Origin of the sequence: Streptomyces sp. L-9-10, assembly GCF_004151105.1 — a bacterium.
Classification (GTDB): domain Bacteria; phylum Actinomycetota; class Actinomycetes; order Streptomycetales; family Streptomycetaceae; genus Streptomyces.
Genome location: NZ_PHRF01000026.1, coordinates 139,349 through 156,230 on the forward strand (window position 1 = coordinate 139,349; position 16,882 = coordinate 156,230).

Consider the following 16,882-nt stretch of genomic DNA (forward strand, 5'->3'; position numbering starts at 1 on the left):
TCAGGGGCCCGCGGTGAGGCGGGCGGCCGAGGCGATGGTCGCGCGGGCTTCCTGTTCGGTCAGGCCGGTGTGCAGGGCGGCGTCGACGAGGGGTTCCGTCAGGGTCTCGCCGAAGCCGTGTTCGTACGCGCGGCAGGCGGCCCAGAACAGCCGGGTGTTGCGCTGGCCCGCGTGCGCCGCGCGTACGAACTGCACGAGGCCGTGGCCGCGCGCGGGCTGTTCCTGGGCTGCGCCGGAGAGGTGCCGGTGGTGCTGAGCGCGCGCAGGGGGCGCAGGGGGTGTGAGCAGACGGAGAAGGGCGCGGGGGCAGGGCGCGGGCGCCAGGTCGGCCGTACCGGAGGCCGGCCGGTAGGCGCCGCGCGCCGTGACCGAGCCGGGTCCCACGAGATAGCCGCCCGCACCGCGTACGTCGATGCCGGGGGCGAGCCGGCCTGCGGAGTTCGGTACGACGACGTCCGGCGGGCCCGTCAGCCAGATGTGGCGGCCGCCGCTGGGGGTGAGGATCACCACGGTCTCCGGGAGCGTGAACAGATGCTGGAGAGCCAGTTGCTGAAGCGCGGCCACCGATTCGGGGGGTGAGCCGAGGGGCGAGTCCGGCGTCGGTCCCGAGGCGGCTTCCCAGGCCGGTCCTGAGCCCGGTCCTGAGCCCGGTCGCGAGGCCGCTTCCCAGGTCGGTCCCGCTGTCGAGCCCGGTCCCGGTGTCGGTCCTGAACGCGGTCCCGGGGCGACGTCCAGATCTATGCCGATCAGGTGGTGCGGCGGCCGGCCACAGGCGATGCCGTAGCCGGTCGCCCAGGGCGCGGCGGCGAACAGGGAGCGTACGCCGGTGGGATCGGTGGTGGCGTCGTGCACCCCGTGGCCCGGACGCCCGCACTCGCCCCGGCAGAGAACCGGCTCGGGCTCGCCCCTGTGCGGTGAGCGCAGCGCGGGGAGCTTGGTGGGGGACAGCGGGAAGACGGGGAGCCCACGTTCGGCGGCGGACAGCGCGTGCGTGAGGGCCAGGGTGGCGGTGGCGGCGTGCCGGGCGGTGATGGCCATGGGTCTATGTTCGTACAGGTGTTCGAAGAAGGGAAGGGGGAGTGGTTCGAGGGAGAAGGGCGAGGGGGTGCAGAAACGCTTCTTCCTTTGTGGTGGACGGACTCGTGACGCGGATCGCGGCAGCCGGACGAGGGCAGGCCGGGGCTTTGGGGGCGCATTAGGGGTTTATCGACATGTCCTCACGCTTGCGAGGGAATCAGGCTCTCCGGGCTGGTTCGCGGGGGATTCGGTGGGCAATTCTGAGGTCGCGACGTCGTCACCGCGACCGAGACAGTCGGCCAACTGCCTCGGAAACAAGCTGTACTTCATGGTTCCTGGAGGAAATGTCATGGCAAACTTCCGTACCGCCCGTGCCTTCGCCGCTGTTGCCGCGCTGCCCCTCGCCGCCGCGCTCTTCACCGGGGTCGCTCAGGCCGACAACGGCGCGTTCTCCGGCGCCGGGTCGAACGCGACCGTGGCCACGATCAGCGGCAGTGGGGTGGGCGGAAACAACCTCGGCAACTCGACGACGACGCAGCAGGTGGCGACCGGCGCCGGGGCGTCCAATCAGAACAACACCGCGAATGTGATCGGTTCGGGCTTCACGACGATCGACCAGTCCAACGAGAACGTCGCGGTGACCTTCAACAACCTCTGGTGGTGAAGTACGGCCCGACGGGGGGCGTGACTGAGGGGTGAGGTACGTTCTGCGCGGCGGTGCTCCGGTACCGCCGCGCAGGGCGTTTTCCGCGTTCGCCGGCGTCTGGCTCACCAGCAGTCCCGTCGACCGGCCCATCAGCGGCGCCATCCACGACCCCACCAGCGACGCCATCAGCGGTGCCACCTGCGGTCTCGCCGGTATCCGACCCGCGTCCCGCCCCCGCGCTCGCCCCGCGTTCCGTCGGCACCGACGGCCGTGCGGCGCCGGTCGCCCTCGCGCGCCCGGTCGTTCCCGTACGGTGGCGGACCCGTACTTCCCGGGGATGACCCTGGTGATCTCCTCGTCCCCTCCTCCACCTACAGGAGGTGGACCCGGCACCATCACTACACCCTGAGGCGGAGACCGCTTCGGGACCTGGGGCCGATCCCCTGAGGTGGGCTCGCTCCTAGCGTGGAGCCATGACCACGCCTGTCTGCACAAGCGCCTCTCAAGCCGCCAAGCCGGCCGCGCACTCGTCGTATCCGAGTCACCCGCCGGCCACCGGACACAGCGCGCACACCGGCCCCGCGGGCTTCTCGCCCTACCCGCCCTTCGTGTCGTTCTCCTCGTACGTACGGGCGCGGGGGCCCGTACTGCTGCGTACGGCGCGCTCGCTCACGTCCAATCCGTGTGACGCCGAGGACCTGCTGCAGACGGCACTCACCAAGACGTATGTCGCCTGGGAGCGGATCGAGGACCATCGGGCGCTGGACGGTTACGTCCGCCGCGCCCTGCTGAACACCCGGACCTCACAGTGGCGCAAGCGCAAGGTCGACGAGTTCGCCTGCGAGGAACTGCCCGAGCCCGCCGGGCAGCCGGAGCCCGATCCGGCCGAGCGGCAGGTGCTGCACGACGCGATGTGGCGTGCGGTGATGCGGCTTCCCGACCGCCAGCGGGCCATGGTGGTCCTGCGCTACTACGAGGATCTCAGCGAGGCCCAGACCGCCGAGGTGCTCGGTGTCTCGATCGGCACGGTCAAGAGCGCGGTGTCCCGTGCGCTCGGAAAGCTCCGTGAGGACCCGGAGCTCTCGCCCGTCCACTGATGGCCGGGCTGCGCCGGGCTGGACTGGACCGGGCTGGACCGGGCTGGATTCCGGTTGGGCCGGGCTTGAGGCCCCTCGTGATATCGGAGACTCTCCCGATCTTCCGGGCCGGTAGCAGGTTCTGACGTCCGACCGTGGTTTCTACTCTCGGGTAGTGACATACCGAGCGGTATGTGAGCAGAATCTTCCCACTTGTCGCGACGAAGCGACAACGCCCACCGGGAGGATGCTGTGCGAAGCACAATGCAGGATGTACCGCTCACCATCAGCCGGATTCTGGAGCACGGCCGGACCATCCACGGACGGTCGACCGTCACCACCTGGACCGGCGAAGCGGAACCCCAGCGCCGTACCTTCGCCGAGATCGGCGACCGCGCCGCACAGCTCGCCAACGCCCTGCGCGATGACCTCGGCGTGACCGAGGGAAGTGTTCTGGGAACGTTGATGTGGAACAACGCCGAGCATGTCGAGGCGTATCTCGCGATCCCCTCCATGGGCGCGGTCCTCCACACCCTCAACCTCCGGCTCCCTCCCGAGCAGTTGATCTGGATCGTCCAGCACGCGGCCGACCGCGTCATCCTCGTGAACGGGTCGCTGCTGCCGCTGCTCGCCCCGCTCCTCCCGCATCTGCCGGCCGTCGAGCACGTCATCGTCTCCGGTCCCGGCGACCGCGCCCTGCTCGGCGGAGCGACCGCGCGCGTGCACGACTACGACGAGCTGATCGCCGGCCACCCCACCACGTTCGACTGGCCCGAGCTGGACGAGCGGTCCGCCGCGGCCATGTGCTACACCTCCGGCACCACCGGCGATCCCAAGGGCGTCGTCTACTCCCACCGCTCCATCTATCTGCATTCCATGCAGGTCAACATGTCCGAGTCGATGGGGCTGACGGACAAGGACACCACGCTGGTCGTCGTCCCGCAGTTCCATGTGAACGCGTGGGGCCTGCCGCACGCCACCTTCATGACCGGCGTCGGCATGCTGATGCCCGACCGCTTCCTCCAACCCGCCCCGCTCGCCGAGATGATCGAGCGCGAGAAGCCCACGCACGCCGCCGCGGTCCCCACCATCTGGCAGGGGCTGCTGGCCGAGGTCACCGCCCGCCCGCGCGATCTGACCTCGATGGCCCGCGTCACGATCGGCGGCGCGGCCTGTCCGCCCTCGCTGATGGAGGCGTACGACAAACTCGGGGTACGGCTCTGCCACGCCTGGGGCATGACGGAGACCTCGCCGCTGGGCACGATGTCCAACCCGCCCGCCTGGCTCACCGTCGAGGAGGAGTGGCCGTACCGCATCACCCAGGGCCGCTTCCCGGCCGGTGTCGAGGCCCGGCTGGCAGGGCCCCGTGGTGACCTCCTGCCCTGGGACGGCGAGTCGGCCGGCGAGCTGGAGGTACGGGGACCCTGGATCGCCGGGGCGTACTACGGGGGCGCGAACGGTGAACAGATCAGGCCCGCGGACAAGTTCAGCGAGGACGGCTGGCTCAAGACCGGAGACGTGGGGACCATCAGCCCGGACGGCTATCTCACGCTCACCGACCGCGCCAAGGACGTCATCAAGTCCGGGGGCGAGTGGATCTCCAGCGTCGAACTGGAGAACGCGCTGATGGCCCATCCGGAGGTGGCGGAGGCGGCGGTCGTGGCCGTACCGGACGACAAGTGGGGCGAGCGGCCGCTCGCGACGGTCGTTCTCAAGGACGGGGCGACGCCCGACTACGCGTCGCTGAAGGAGTTCCTCGCGGGGAAGATCGCGAAGTGGCAGCTCCCGGAGCGGTGGACGGTGGTGTCCGCCGTGCCGAAGACGAGCGTCGGGAAGTTCGACAAGAAGGTGATCCGCAAGCAGTACGCGGACGGGGAGCTGGACATCACCGTCGTCTAGAGCGCCTGGAGCCGTCCAGAGCGCCTGGAGCCGTCCCGTCCAGAGCGTCTGGAGCGCGTTAGGACGAGCAGGAGGCAGGAGGTCCGGGAGCTGTGGTCGGCGCTGGGGTGGGGCTGCTGATGGGGCGGTGCCCCACCCCGCTGCCCTACCCCGCTGCCCCAGCCCAGCGCCGCGCCCGGACACCTGCCTGTCTAGTTCGTCCCGATCTTCGCGAGCAGGTCCACGATCCGGGACTGCACCTCGTCGCTGGTGGAGCGCTCGGCCAGGAACAGCACCGTCTCCCCGGAAGCGAGCCGCGGCAGCTCCGTCCGGTCGATTCCCGCCGAGGTGTAGATCACCAGCGGTGTCCGGTTCAACTGGCCGTTCGCCCGCAGCCAGTCGATGATCCCGGCGCGCCGGCGGCGTACCTGCATCAGGTCCATGACCACCAGGTTCGGCCGCATCTGGGTGGCGAGGTTGACCGCTTCGTTGTCGGTGGCCGCCCGCCCGACCTGCATGCCGCGCCGCTCCAGCGTCTCCGTGAGGGCGAGCGCGATCTCCTCGTTCTCCTCGATCAACAGGACGCGCGAGGGGTGCTGTTCGCTGTCGCGCGGGGCCAGGGCCTTGAGGAGTACGGCCGGATCGGCGCCGTACGCCGCTTCGCGGGTGGCCTGTCCGAGACCCGCCGTCACCAGGACGGGGACCTCGGCGGCGACCGCGGCCTGGCGCAGCGACTGGAGCGCGGTACGGGTGATCGGTCCGGTCAGCGGATCGACGAACAGCGCCGCCGGGAACGCGGCGATCTGCGCGTCGACCTCCTCGCGGGAGTGCACGACCACCGGGCGGTAGCCGCGGTCGCTCAGCGCCTGCTGGGTGGAGACGTCCGGCGCGGGCCAGACGAGCAGCCGACGCGGGTTGTCGAGCGGCTCCGGGGGGAGCTCGTCGTCGACGGGCCGCGGCTGGGGGCGGTTGGCCACCTCGACCGCGCCGCCCGGACCGTCCAGCGGCTCGGGGCCCTCGGCGCCCTCGTCGGGCGCCCCTATCGCGTACGAACGTCCCTCGGGGTGGGCGTGGGGCAGACGCGAGCCGCCCTGTGACGCGCTGACGCCGGGGTGCGCGCCTGAGCCGGACCCCGTGCCGGAGCCGGAGCCCGCGCCGGAACCGGCTGCGGTGCCGTGACCGGCTCCCGCGCCGGGACCGGTCAGGTCGGGGCGTTCGGTGCCGTCGGGAGGGGTGCCCAGCTTGCGGCGGCGGCCGGAGCCGAGGGACTGCGGCTGGTTCGGGGGCTGGCCCGGCGCCTGGCCCGGGAGGTGGCCCGGGACCTGGCCGGGGGGCTGGTTCTGCTGGTGGGGCGGCTGCTGCGTGAAGGGGACCCCCTGGCCGAGGGTACGGACGCTGAAGGCCCGCCCCTGCGTGGAGTCCGGCGAGACCGGAGCCTCTTCGGGCAGGGGCTGCGCGGGCGGGAGCGGCTGATGGGCGCCGCTCCGGGGATTCGGTACGGCGACGACGTCGGCGGACGAGGACGGGTGCTGCGTGGAAGAGTCCTCGGGCGCGGCCTCGGGTGCCGGGGAGGTACGGGTGGCCGGCGGGACGGGCACGCTGCCGGTGGCGTTGCTCGTGGCGGGGTCGTCGGGCCAGCCCGGGGGCGCGGCCATCGTGCCGAAGCCCGAAGTCGTGGGCATTCCCCGGCCGTTGGACGCCGGGCCGGTACCGGACGCCGGGCCCGCACCGGTACCGGACGCCGGGCCCGCGCCACGGCCGTACTCGTGGTCCGGGTTTCCCCAGGTGTTCGGGTTCGGGCTCGGGGTCGGGGCGTCCCCGGTCTCGGCGAAGGCCCCCCTGCGCGCGGACGGCAGCGGGTGCGGCTGCGGCGGGGTGTGGTCGTCGTCCGGATTCGTCCGTACGGCGTCATGGCGGCCCGGCACCGGGCCGCGCGGCGCGGGCGGGGCGGCGGGAGCGACAGGACCGTGACCGGGGCCGGGCGCGGGCGTGCGGTCGGCCTCGGCGGGCGGGAGCGCGAACGGACTGCGCGCGCCCTCCGGCTCGGCGGGCACGGGGATGTGCCGCTCCTGCGCGGGAGCGAGCGCACGGCGGGCACGGCGCCCGGCCGGCGGTGTCGGCTGAGCGGGAGCGGAAGGCATCTGCCGGGGCGCCTGGGCCCGGGGCGGGGCCGGAGCGGCGCCCGGTCCCGGTGACGCGGCGCCCCCAGGAGCGGTCGGCGGTACGGGCGCGGATACGGGTCCGGCGGGCGCCATCGGAGCGGCGGGCGTCATGGGCCCGGCCGGCAGCGCAGGCAGCGCGCGCTGCCCCTGTCCACCCTGGCCGCCCTGTCCACCTTGTCCGCCCGGGCCTCCGTGCCGGGCCCGGCGCCCCGTTCCGGCGGCGGCCTCCGCGGGCACACCCTGGGGCGGGACGGCCTGGCCGAGCGCCGCCCGTCCGGTCGGATGCGCACCCTCGGCGGCCGTCACGACCGACCCCTCGGAAGCCGGGGCGGCCGGCAGCGCGACAGCGGATCCCGGGTTCGGCCCCGTGGCACCAGGCCCGCCGGCACCAGGCCCGCCGGCCGCCGCTACATCGTCAGCGGGGCTCGGACGGCCGCGCCGACGGCCCGTGCCGCTGCCCCCACCGGAGTCCTGCGCGGGGATCAGGTCCTGCCGGACTCCCGGATTCCCCGGATTCCCCTGGGTCCCTTGATTCCCCTGGTTCTGGTTCCCGTGAACTCCCGGGCCACCGAGACCGGCGCCCTCCGTCCCGGATCCGGCCGCCCCGGATCCGGCCGCCCCGGCTTCCGCCTCCGGCTCGGCCGCACGCGCCCGGCGCCGTCCCGTGGGTTCCCCGGCGTTCTCGGTCGCGGACGCCAGGAACGCGTCGGTGGACGCCCGCCGCGCGCGTCGCCTGCCGCCGCCGCCCGAAGCCGAAGAGCCCGTCCCCGCCCCCGCCGTGCCCGACCCTGCTCCCGTACCGGCTTCCTGCGCGGGCAGGGCCGGCTGCGCGGACCCCGGCATCCCGGCGGGCGGCTTGACCGTTCCCGCGCCCTCGCCGAGCGGCAGTTCCAGCACATACGCGCTGCCGCCCATGCCCGGCATCTCGTGCGTCTGGAGCACCCCGCCGTGCGCCCGTACGATCCCGCGCACGATCGGCTCGTGCACCGGATCACCCCCGGCGAACGGCCCGCGCACCTCGATCCGTACGACATCGCCGCGCTGCGCCGCGGCCACCACGATCGTCGAGTCGACGTATCCGCCGCCCGGTACCAGCCTGGCCCGGCCCGTCGAGTCGACCCCGGCCACATCGGCGATCAGATGCGCGAGGGCCGTCGCCAGCCGCCCGGGGTCCACCTCGGCCTCGATCGGCGGGGCGTGCACCGCGAACTGCGCGCGGCCCGGCCCGATCAGCTCGACCGCGCCCTCCACACCGGCCGCCACGACCCCGTCGAGCAGGGTGTTCGTCTTGACCAGCTGTTCCATACCGGCGTCGAGCCGCTGGTACCCGAGGACGTTGTCGACGAGCGTCGTCATCCGCGAGTAGCCGGCGGCCAGATGGTGCAGGATCTGGTTGGCCTCGGGCCAGAGCTGCCCGGCCGGGTCGGCGGCGAGCGTGGTCAGTTCGCCGCGCAGCTCGACCAGCGGCCCGCGCAGCGATTCGCCGAGCACGGCGGTCAGCTGGGAGTGCCGGCCGGATGTCTCGCCGTACCGCTCCGTCAGCTCCTCGATCTCGGCCGCGTACCGGTCGCTGCGGTCCGCGAGCTCCGCCGCGTGCCGTTCGGTCGCCTCGTCCAGCTCGGCGCGCAGCCGCTCGGTGGTCTCCGCCAGCTCGGCGCGCAGGCGTTCTGTCGTGTCCGTGAGCTCGGTGGTGAGGCGCTCCGTCGTCTCCGTCAGCTCCGCGGCGTGCCGTTCCTCCGCGGTGGCCAGCTCGGCGGCGTGCTGCTCGGTGAGTTCGTCGTACGGACGCCGGTCGGTGAAGGTCATCACGGCGCCGACGAGCTGATCGCCGTCCCGCACGGGCGCGGTCGTCAGATCGACCGGCACCTTCTTGCCGCTCTTCGCCCACAGCACCTGCCCGCGCACCCGGTGCTTGCGGCCCGACCTGAGCGTGTCCGCGAGCGGAGAGTCCTCGTACGGGAAGGGCTCGCCGTCCGCCCGCGAGTGCAGGATCAGCGGGTGCAGCTGGTGGCCGCCCAGATCGCTGGCGCGGAAGCCGAGGATCTGCGCGGCGGCGGGGTTGACGAGGACGACACGGCCGTCGGTGTCCGTGCCGACGACGCCCTCCGACGCGGCCCGCAGGATCATCTCGGTCTGCCGCTGCGAGCGCGCCAGCTCGGCTTCGGTGTCCATCGTGCCGGAGAGATCACGGACGACCAGCATCAGCAGCTCGTCGCCGGTGTAGCTGTGCGAGTCGTTGTACGCGTCCCGGCCGTCCTCCAGGCTCGCGCTCGTGACCTCGGCCGGGAACTCGCCGCCGTCCGTGCGCCGCGCGATCATCCGCGTCGGCTTCGTACGGCCGCGCGCGTCCGCCGCTTCCGGGCGGCGCATCGAACCGGGGATCAGCTTGGAGTCGAACTCGGGCAGCAGATCGAGCAGCCCACGACCCACCAGCGCTGTGCCGGGGGTCTCGAACATCTCCAGCGCGATGGTGTTGGCGTTGACGACCGTGCCGTTGGCGTTGACGAGCACCAAGCCGTCGGGGAGTGCGTCGAGTATCGCCGCGAGGCGAGCAGCGCCTCGGGATGGCCTGCTGCTCACGACGACGCTTCCTCCCTGAACCACTGCACCTTGCGGACCGCGGCACCCATCTTGCCCCTCGGGTTCCGGCATGTCACGGAAGGGAGTCTAAAGGCTGGGGAGGCGGCCGCGACGGCGGATGAGCGGGAGCTCTCGCAGGGGTTCTGTGCGAATGGCCTGTGCCACTGGCCTTTCACGCGACGTCCCGCACCTCGCAATTGCCTCACCGTAGAACGTATTGCCCGGTCGGACGCCTGCCGGACCGGGCGCCTACCTGACCGGACGCCTGCCCCGACTGGTCCGGGGCAGGCGCGTGAACGAGTGGACGAGCCGACAAGCGGCAGGGCCGGTGCCGCGTACGCCTCCATGCGCCTGCGTACGCTTCCGTGCGCCCGTGTACGGACCGAGAGCGGCTTACGACGGCTTACGCCCGGGTGCTCGGCAGCACCGGCTCCAGCGTCTGCCAGCGGGCGATCTCGCACCCGTTCTTCCGGTTGAACGTGGCGTCGACGGCGCGCCCCTGCCAGGTGCCGGTGATGCGCGCCGTGGCGTCACCGCCGTACAGCATCGTGCACTGCGTGTCCTTCGCCACCGGTGCGAACGGGTCCCGCTGCTCGCTCGCCAACTGCGCCAGCCGGTCACACGCGGCCCGAGCCTGCTGATGCGTCCCGCCGGCCGGCCGGCACTTCAGGCGGTACGTGCCGTCGGCACCCCGGAGCCCTGAGTCCGCGACGGTGACGGTGAACTCGTCCCGGGCGTCTTCGGCCGACGGCAGCGGCAGCGGCAGCGGTACGGGCGCGAGCCGCGTGAGCCCGGAGCCGGCGGACTCGGTGAAGGTGCCGGTGTCGGCGCGGGCCGAGGCGTCCGCGGAGGCGGCGGGCGCGACGGCACCCAGCATGGCGGCGGACGCGGCGACGGAAGCGGCGGCGGTGAGGGCGAGGCGACGCAGCATGGAAGCTCCTGACGGGTGACGGATCCGGGGCCAACGCCCCGCCCTCTCTAACGCGCGTCAAGCCCCGGCGTTGCGGACGCGGAAGCGCTTTGCCCTGTGGGCCACCCGCCTAGTACCGTGAGAAGCGATTGGTGACACCCCACCTGGCTGTGTCATCATCTGCACGCACCATCCGCGCTCGCGCGGGTGTGCTGGAGGCGTCGCCTAGTCCGGTCTATGGCGCCGCACTGCTAATGCGGTTTGGGTTTTAAAGCCCATCGAGGGTTCAAATCCCTCCGCCTCCGCGCGTGAATCACCGAAGCCCCGGCCCCACGGCCGGGGCTTCGGCCGTTCCGGCGCCGATGGCCCGTACGAGTGACCGCCCCCACGAGTGATCGTCCGCACGGTCGCCGACGCGCGGTCCCGAAGTCGAATCTGAGGCGTTTTCGCAGGTCAGCCGTGGTCTGGCGAATGGATTTCACCTGGCGCCACAGGTCATGTAATGTTGTTCCCGCAACGCCGACCGGGAAGAAAAGCCCGGAACGCCAAGCACTCGTAGCTTAACGGATAGAGCATCTGACTACGGATCAGAAGGTTGCAGGTTCGAATCCTGCCGAGTGCACACAGGTGAGAGGCCCCATCGAGGAATCGATGGGGCCTCTGTCGTATGCCGTGACGGCAGTAGTTGACGGCAACCGTTACGGCGCGGTGATCAGATGGCCACCGGAGTGCCGGCGGGGCCGTCGTCATCGTCCTGTCCGTTGCCGTCACCCCGAAGTGCGTCGCCCACGCGATCGAAGGCGGAGCGCTGCGAGTCGAGCCGGACGAACGTGTAAATGTCCATGGTGACTCGGATCGAGCTGTGTCCGAGGACTTCCATGATCATGCGGGCATCGGCTCCCTGCTCATGGAGGAGCGACGCGCACGTATGACGCGGGTCATGGAAGCGGACCTTACGGACCCCGGCGCGGCCACAGAGCGCTTCGAAGGAGCGGTTCAGGTTGCGCGGCTCGATAGGCGTTCCGTTCTTCGTGGTGAAGACCAGGCCGTGCCCCGCACCCTTCTATTTGTCTCCGGCCGCCTTCTTCCGCGAGCTGCTGGGCACGCTGAGCGCGGAGCGCCGTCACGCACTCGGCAGGCAGAGCTACCCGCCGGGCGGAACGCTGAGTTTTGGGAGCGACGAACAGCAGCTCCCCGCCGACGCGCTGAAGTGCCTACCGGACAGTGAGGACGCCCTCGTACAGATCCAAGTCGGACCAGCGCAGCCCCAGCAGCTCGCCGCGCCGCAGACCGATGCGAACGGCTAGTTCGTACGCGGCCCACAGCTGGTTGTCCCGAGCAGCCGTCAGGAGTTGCCGCCCCTCCGTCGACGACAGCGGTTCAATCTCTCGCCTGCTTCCCATGCTCAGCTCTACATTCCGGGCCACGTTCCGCGGCAGTTCGTCCTCGCGTAGGGCGTGCTGGAGCGCCGCACGTGCGACGTCGAGCAGCAGCCACGTCCGCCATGACGGTGGTGTGTCCTTGCTCAGACGCATGCCTTTGGCCAGGGCAAGAGCATCTTCGGGGTGCCCGTACTGAACGGCCAGGCGGACGCGCTCGATAAGGACCGACGACGGACTGAAGACGCTGACCATGCGGTTGTCGTCCCCCGCGGAGAGTTTGGAGACGCGTGCGCTTCTTTCTCCGCCGTCTCCATCATCGATGCCGCACGGTCGTAGTCGCGGCTCCGTGCCGCTGAGGTGGCGGCGCTCATGATGAGGGCGCCCCATACTTTCAGCCCGTCCGCGGTATCGGCGTGGCCGGCCGCCTTCATATCGTCAGCAGCACGGTTGGCGACGTACAGCGCGTCGTCCAGGCGCCCTTGGCGTTGGTAGGCCCACGTGGTGGAGTTGACGATCATCGGGAGGAGCAGCGGGTCGGAGGACTGCCCCGCCGCCTCTATCGCCCGTTCCAGGCTCGTCAGGGCGAGGTCGGTTGTGCTGGAGTACCTTGCCCAAGGCCGCGAACCCAGCCTTGCGGTCGTCGTCGGTGCCGGAGACCGACGCGGAACGCGCCTCCGCAATCAGGTCGGGAAGCGACTTCATCACGACATCGAATTCCGCCGCGTGGTACTGCGACCACCCCTCAGCGATCTGCTCACGCAGGCGCTCCAGGGAGAAGTCCGGGCGAACCGGCCCCACAGCGGGGGCATGATTGCGCGGCTCACCGCCACGAGACGTGGGCCGTTGGCCTCACCGGACTTGGCGACCGCGGGAGGGTCCCCCAGGAGAGTGGTCAGCTCCGCACCAAGCCCCTTCGCGCGGGCATGCAGCGTGGGGAGGCGGGCCGAGTGCTTCCGCCCTGTTCGAGCTGACGGACCACGTCCACAGAGACACCGGAACGCGCCGCAAGGTCTTCCTGAGTGAGATCGGCCAGTCGGCGCAGGCGCCGAAGTGTCTTCCCAAGGTTCTGTTCGCTCGCTACAACACTGCCACGCTACGCCGCGAAGGTGCGAGAGATTCCCTTCCGGGGAGAGACCGGCGGAGCCCGTACTGGAGGTACTGAGCCTCTTAAGGGAAGGCTGACGTCGTCCCGTTACGGGAGAAACGGCAAACCACCGTCCGGCTCCGCCTCGCGCCGCTCGGGTGCCGGAGCCCCCGGCTGTCCTGGGACGGAAGTAGTCGGCACGGTGACCGACTTCTTAGGTCCGAACATCAGGCTGGACGGTTGCTGTGTCCGCCGGTCGGACACAACGATCCCGCCGCGCCATTTCCCCATGGGGTCTTGGTACCGGAACTGCAGCTTCTTCAGTCGCTGCCCGAACTGCTCCCGCAATGGCCGGTAAGCGTCGTCACAATGCACGTTCCACGTCACGTCGCTCAGATAGGCATGGCACGCGATGGGGAACAGCAGGGAGGACACCACGAGGTCGGCGACTTGGAGGAGCGTGTGGGTGTCGCTGTGGCCGAAGACCGGCGACTCGATGACCCCGCGGAGGCTGTCACCGCCCGTGCGGTACTTGCGGGTGGTTACGCAGTGCACATTGGGAGCGTTCTTGACCTTCGTGCGGCTGTCGAGGACCATCATGCCGCGCGAGTGCTCATGGGCGAGCTGAGCCTGGAAGGTCTCGTTCAGCGCGGCAACGGAGGCCGGGTACACCCCGGACTCGTCAAACGCCAGCCCTTCCTCTTTGATCCACACGCGGGCGAGGATGCGGGCTTCGTGGGATTCCAGCATGTCGAGCAGCGAAGCCACTAGCCCTATGGCAGCACGTTGCCAGCTGTGGTTGCCAGCACGGAGGTTCTTGCGGACGTCCGAGCCCTTGATCTCGTGCTGGATTACCTCGGAGAGCTGGTCCGCGTTCCGCAACTGCGGCCGATAGTGCTTCTTGGTGTCGAGGAAGGCCCAGGTGAGGGACTTGATCTGGGCTCGGGGCACGGTGAAGCCACCGACGACGAGGACTGGAGGGGCATCCGGCTTCATGGGGTCGAGTGTCTGCCCGTTGCCCGCCTCGTCGATGTAGCACAGATGCACCGAATCTCCCAAAACACATCTGTGGCCGCCCCCGAAGGGGCGGCCACAGGGTCTGCGCAGCCATATGCGCGATATTTTGCTTGCTGAGCCCGATCCTGCCGAGACCGACTACGTTTGGTCAAGCCGAGAGCACGGTCAGGTGGTACGGGTTTCGGCCAACCTTGACGGGCGGAGTAGAGGAGCGCCGCTCAGGTGGCCGGCGTGACGGCGAAGCTGCGGGATGGTGGGCCGGGCAAGACAGTGTGCGCGGAGGCCGATGCCTGAGAGGCAAGGTGGTGGAGTCTCGGGCTTGTCAAGTCTGGATGTCGTGGGGGTCGGGGGCCGTAGGATCCTCTGTGTGATTACGGGCGAGCTGAAGAGCAAGGTGGGGCGCGTCTGGGACGCGTTCTGGTCGGGTGGCATCTCCAATCCGCTGGAGGTGATGGAGCAGATCACGTACCTGCTCTTTATTAAGCGGCTGGACGAGATCCAGACCCGCAAGGACCGCAAGGCGACCGCAACGGGCAAGGCCGACCCGGACCCCTTCTTTTCAGACGACCAGCAGGATCTGCGCTGGCAGAACTTCAAGGTCAAGGATCCCGAGATCATGTACGGGCTCGTCGCCGACGGCGTCTTCCCGTACCTGCGCCGCATGGGTGGGGACGAATCGACGTACTCCCACCACATGAAGGGCGCCCGGTTCACGATTCCGGGGCCCAACTTGCTCGCGAAGGTCGTCGACCTGCTCGACGACATCTCCATGGACAGCAGCGACACCAAGGGTGACATCTACGAGTACCTGCTCGCGAAAATCGCCACGGCTGGCCAGAACGGTCAGTTCCGCACGCCGCGCCACATCATCGACCTGATGGTCGAGATGACCCAGCCAGGGCCGCGCGACGAGATCTGTGACCCGGCGTGCGGCACAGCTGGCTTCCTGGTGCAGGCGGCGTCGTACGTGCAGCGGGTGCATCGTGACGCGCTGCTAGGGGTGGAGCAGCGTAAGCACTTCAACGAGTCGATGTTCCACGGCTTCGACTTCGACAACACGATGCTCCGCATCGGCTCGATGAACATGCTGTTGCATGGTATCGAGAACCCGGACATCCGTTATCGCGACTCGCTCGCGGAGAGCGCGGCCGACGAGGCCGAGCGCTACTCCTTGATCCTCGCGAACCCGCCTTTCGCGGGGAACCTGGACTTCGAGTCTACGGCGGTCGACCTCCAGCGCATCGTCAAGACGAAGAAGACGGAACTGCTGTTTCTGGCCCTATTCTTGCGGCTCCTGAAGCCCGGTGGTCGGGCGGCCGTCATCGTCCCCGATGGGGTGTTGTTCGGTTCGACCAAGGCGCACAAGGAGCTGCGCCGCATCCTGGTGGAGGAACAGCAGCTCCAGGCGGTGGTCAAGCTTCCGAGCGGGGTCTTCAAGCCATACGCCGGTGTGTCGACCGCGATCCTGTTCTTCACGAAGACGGACTCGGGCGGCACGAACCACGTCTGGTTCTACGACGTGCAGGTGGACGGCCTGAGCCTGGACGACAAGCGCAACCCGCTGCTTCCGGAGGAGCGCTTGGGCGTACGCCCACAGGGCGAACCGCTGACGCCGGACGAACTCCTGAAGAACAACCTCCCGGACGTCCTTGCGCGCTGGCAGGAACGAGACGGCACCGAGAGGGACCGGGCCAGGACCGAGCAAAGCTTCTGTGTATCCAAGGCGGACATCGCAGCGCAGGGCTACGACCTCTCACTAAACCGATACAAAAAGATCGTCCACGAGGAGGTCAAGACGCGCGCGCCGTTGGACATCCTGGCTGACTTGGAGCGCCTGAATGAGGAGATTGTCAAGGGCACGGAAGAGCTGAAGGGAATGCTGGCGTGAGCGAGCTGCGCAGGCGATTGCTCGAAGATCTTGTTCGTGAGGTCAAGCCAGGATTTGCGTGCGGAGAGGTTGATCCGAACGGGATCTTCCAGGTCCGAATGAACAATGTCACCAAGTCAGGTGACATTGACCTGGGTAAGCAGCGTCGGGTGCCCCGGAATCATCCGGGTGTCGATAAAAATAAGCTTCTCCCTGGCGATGTTCTGTTCAATGCCACCAATAGTCCTGACTTGGTTGGGAAGACGCTATTCTGGTCTGGCCTTGACGAAGAAGCGGTGTACAGTAACCATTTTCAGAGAATTCGCACCGACGGAGAAAAGCTCGATCCTGCATACCTTAGTCGTTGGCTGTCACGCCAGTTTGAGTCAGGAGTCTTTCGTGGCCTGTGTAAGCAATGGGTAAATCAAGCCACGGTAAGTAAGGAGAGCCTGCTGGCTCTTAGAGTTCCACTTCCTCCCCTTCCGGAGCAGAGGCGCATTGCTGCCGTCCTCGACCAGGTAGAAACTCTCCGTGCCAAGCGTCGCGAGGCCATTGTCCTTCTTGACGACCTCGCCCAGTCCATCTTCCTCGACATGTTCGGTGATCCTGCTTCATGTAATGCCTTGTGGGATCGAAAAACGATCAGCGAGCTCGGTGGGGTGGTTACGGGAAACACGCCCTCGCGAGCCAGGCCTGAGAACTACGGTGAGGGTATCGAGTGGATCAAAACCGATAACATCAGGCCGCCTGAATTGAACCCGAGCCAGGCGGCCGAGCACCTGACCGTAGCGGGGGAGAAAGTCGGCCGCGTCGTCCCCGCCGAATCGATTTTGGTGACATGCATCGCGGGCAGTCCGGCCAGTATCGGGAATGCAGTGCTGGCGGGGCGGCGAGTTGCCATCAACCAGCAGATCAATGCCTTCATCCCGCAAGGTCCGTTGCCGCGGTTTATGCTGGAGCAGATCCGTGTGGGTAAGGCGCTGATTCAGCAGAAATCGACAGGGGCTATGACAGGCTTGGTCAACAAGACGCAGTTCTCATCCATTTCCCTTATGGTGCCGCCCGTGAGTAGGCAACAGGAATTTGTCTGCCGAGTGGAATGCGTGGATAGCCAGCGCGCCAGGAACGTCCGGCACCTCGCCGCCCTCGACGAGCTCTTCTCCTCTCTCCAGCACCGTGCCTTCTCCGGCACTCTCTGGGATCATGAAGCTTCCGGCGAAGCTGCGTAGACCGCTCTCGCCGTACCCGGTGCGTAGCGCCGAC

The 16,882-nt window shown here is 69.2% G+C and carries 10 protein-coding genes, 2 tRNA genes and 2 pseudogenes; 7 read left to right on the forward strand and 7 right to left on the reverse strand.

The genetic code is table 11. From position 1 onward, the window contains the following. Positions 1–1,038, reverse strand: coding sequence for a bifunctional DNA primase/polymerase (locus CU044_RS05895; protein WP_129767369.1), 1,038 nt, complete (start codon positions 1,036–1,038; stop codon positions 1–3). Positions 1,039–1,366: 328 nt separating this feature from the next. Between CU044_RS05895 and CU044_RS05900 the strand changes: the two genes are divergently transcribed. From CU044_RS05900 to CU044_RS05910, 3 genes are all read left to right on the forward strand, one after another. Further along, a complete protein-coding gene (locus CU044_RS05900) occupies positions 1,367–1,681 on the forward strand; it encodes a hypothetical protein (RefSeq protein WP_129767370.1) in 315 nt (104 codons plus the stop codon). A gap of 455 nt (positions 1,682–2,136) precedes the next feature. Continuing rightward, positions 2,137–2,760: a SigE family RNA polymerase sigma factor gene (locus tag CU044_RS05905; protein WP_129767371.1), complete on the forward strand. Its 624-nt coding sequence runs from the start codon at positions 2,137–2,139 to the stop codon at positions 2,758–2,760. A 231-nt stretch (positions 2,761–2,991) separates the two neighbouring features. After that, the gene (locus CU044_RS05910) at positions 2,992–4,638 is read left to right on the forward strand and encodes a long-chain fatty acid--CoA ligase (RefSeq protein WP_129767372.1); all 1,647 of its coding nucleotides are present in this window, start codon (positions 2,992–2,994) and stop codon (positions 4,636–4,638) included. Between the two features lie 191 nt (positions 4,639–4,829). On the opposite strand, the gene CU044_RS05915 is transcribed toward CU044_RS05910, so the two are convergent. Next, positions 4,830–9,359 (reverse strand): PAS domain-containing protein, encoded by a 4,530-nt coding sequence (locus CU044_RS05915; RefSeq protein WP_129767373.1) that lies wholly within the window; start codon positions 9,357–9,359, stop codon positions 4,830–4,832. 403 nt (positions 9,360–9,762) lie between these two features. Next, positions 9,763–10,290: an SSI family serine proteinase inhibitor gene (locus CU044_RS05920; protein ID WP_129767374.1), complete on the reverse strand. Its 528-nt coding sequence runs from the start codon at positions 10,288–10,290 to the stop codon at positions 9,763–9,765. 193 nt (positions 10,291–10,483) lie between these two features. On the opposite strand from CU044_RS05920, the gene CU044_RS05925 reads away from it, so the two are divergent. Then, positions 10,484–10,574, forward strand: a tRNA-Ser gene (locus CU044_RS05925). 244 nt (positions 10,575–10,818) lie between these two features. Next, positions 10,819–10,891 (forward strand) — tRNA-Arg (locus tag CU044_RS05930). Between the two features lie 90 nt (positions 10,892–10,981). On the opposite strand, the gene CU044_RS39355 is transcribed toward CU044_RS05930, so the two are convergent. The 4 genes and pseudogenes from CU044_RS39355 to CU044_RS05940 form a co-directional block, all read right to left on the reverse strand. Next, positions 10,982–11,155 carry a hypothetical protein gene (locus CU044_RS39355; RefSeq protein WP_240045373.1) on the reverse strand — a complete coding sequence of 58 codons (174 nt, stop codon included), beginning with the start codon at positions 11,153–11,155 and terminating at the stop codon, positions 10,982–10,984. Beyond that, positions 11,156–11,314 (reverse strand): annotated as a pseudogene (locus tag CU044_RS39360) (tyrosine-type recombinase/integrase); the annotation flags it as partial. 424 nt (positions 11,315–11,738) lie between these two features. Beyond that, positions 11,739–12,693, reverse strand: a pseudogene (locus CU044_RS05935) (helix-turn-helix transcriptional regulator); the annotation flags it as partial. A gap of 150 nt (positions 12,694–12,843) precedes the next feature. Next, positions 12,844–13,782: a DUF3800 domain-containing protein gene (locus CU044_RS05940; RefSeq protein ID WP_129767375.1), complete on the reverse strand. Its 939-nt coding sequence runs from the start codon at positions 13,780–13,782 to the stop codon at positions 12,844–12,846. 337 nt (positions 13,783–14,119) lie between these two features. Between CU044_RS05940 and CU044_RS05945 the strand changes: the two genes are divergently transcribed. Together CU044_RS05945 and CU044_RS05950 are read left to right on the forward strand one after the other, a co-directional pair. Beyond that, entirely contained in the window at positions 14,120–15,640 is a 1,521-nt protein-coding gene (locus CU044_RS05945) for a class I SAM-dependent DNA methyltransferase (RefSeq protein WP_129767376.1), read from the forward strand. Next, complete coding sequence (locus CU044_RS05950) at positions 15,637–16,848, forward strand: restriction endonuclease subunit S (protein WP_129767377.1); 1,212 nt, start codon at positions 15,637–15,639, stop codon at positions 16,846–16,848. Before CU044_RS05945 ends, CU044_RS05950 begins: the two co-directional genes overlap by 4 nt. Positions 16,849–16,882 lie beyond the last annotated feature (34 nt).

Bases quoted from the DNA above. Each gene is read 5' to 3' on its own strand.
- CU044_RS05895 (WP_129767369.1), bottom strand. From the start codon at position 1,038: ATGGCCATCACCGCCCGGCACGCCGCCACCGCCACCCTGGCCCTCACG.
- CU044_RS05900 (WP_129767370.1), top strand. From the start codon at position 1,367: ATGGCAAACTTCCGTACCGCCCGTGCCTTCGCCGCTGTTGCCGCGCTG.
- CU044_RS05905 (WP_129767371.1), top strand. From the start codon at position 2,137: ATGACCACGCCTGTCTGCACAAGCGCCTCTCAAGCCGCCAAGCCGGCC.
- CU044_RS05920 (WP_129767374.1), bottom strand. From the start codon at position 10,290: ATGCTGCGTCGCCTCGCCCTCACCGCCGCCGCTTCCGTCGCCGCGTCC.
- CU044_RS39355 (WP_240045373.1), bottom strand. From the start codon at position 11,155: ATGATCATGGAAGTCCTCGGACACAGCTCGATCCGAGTCACCATGGAC.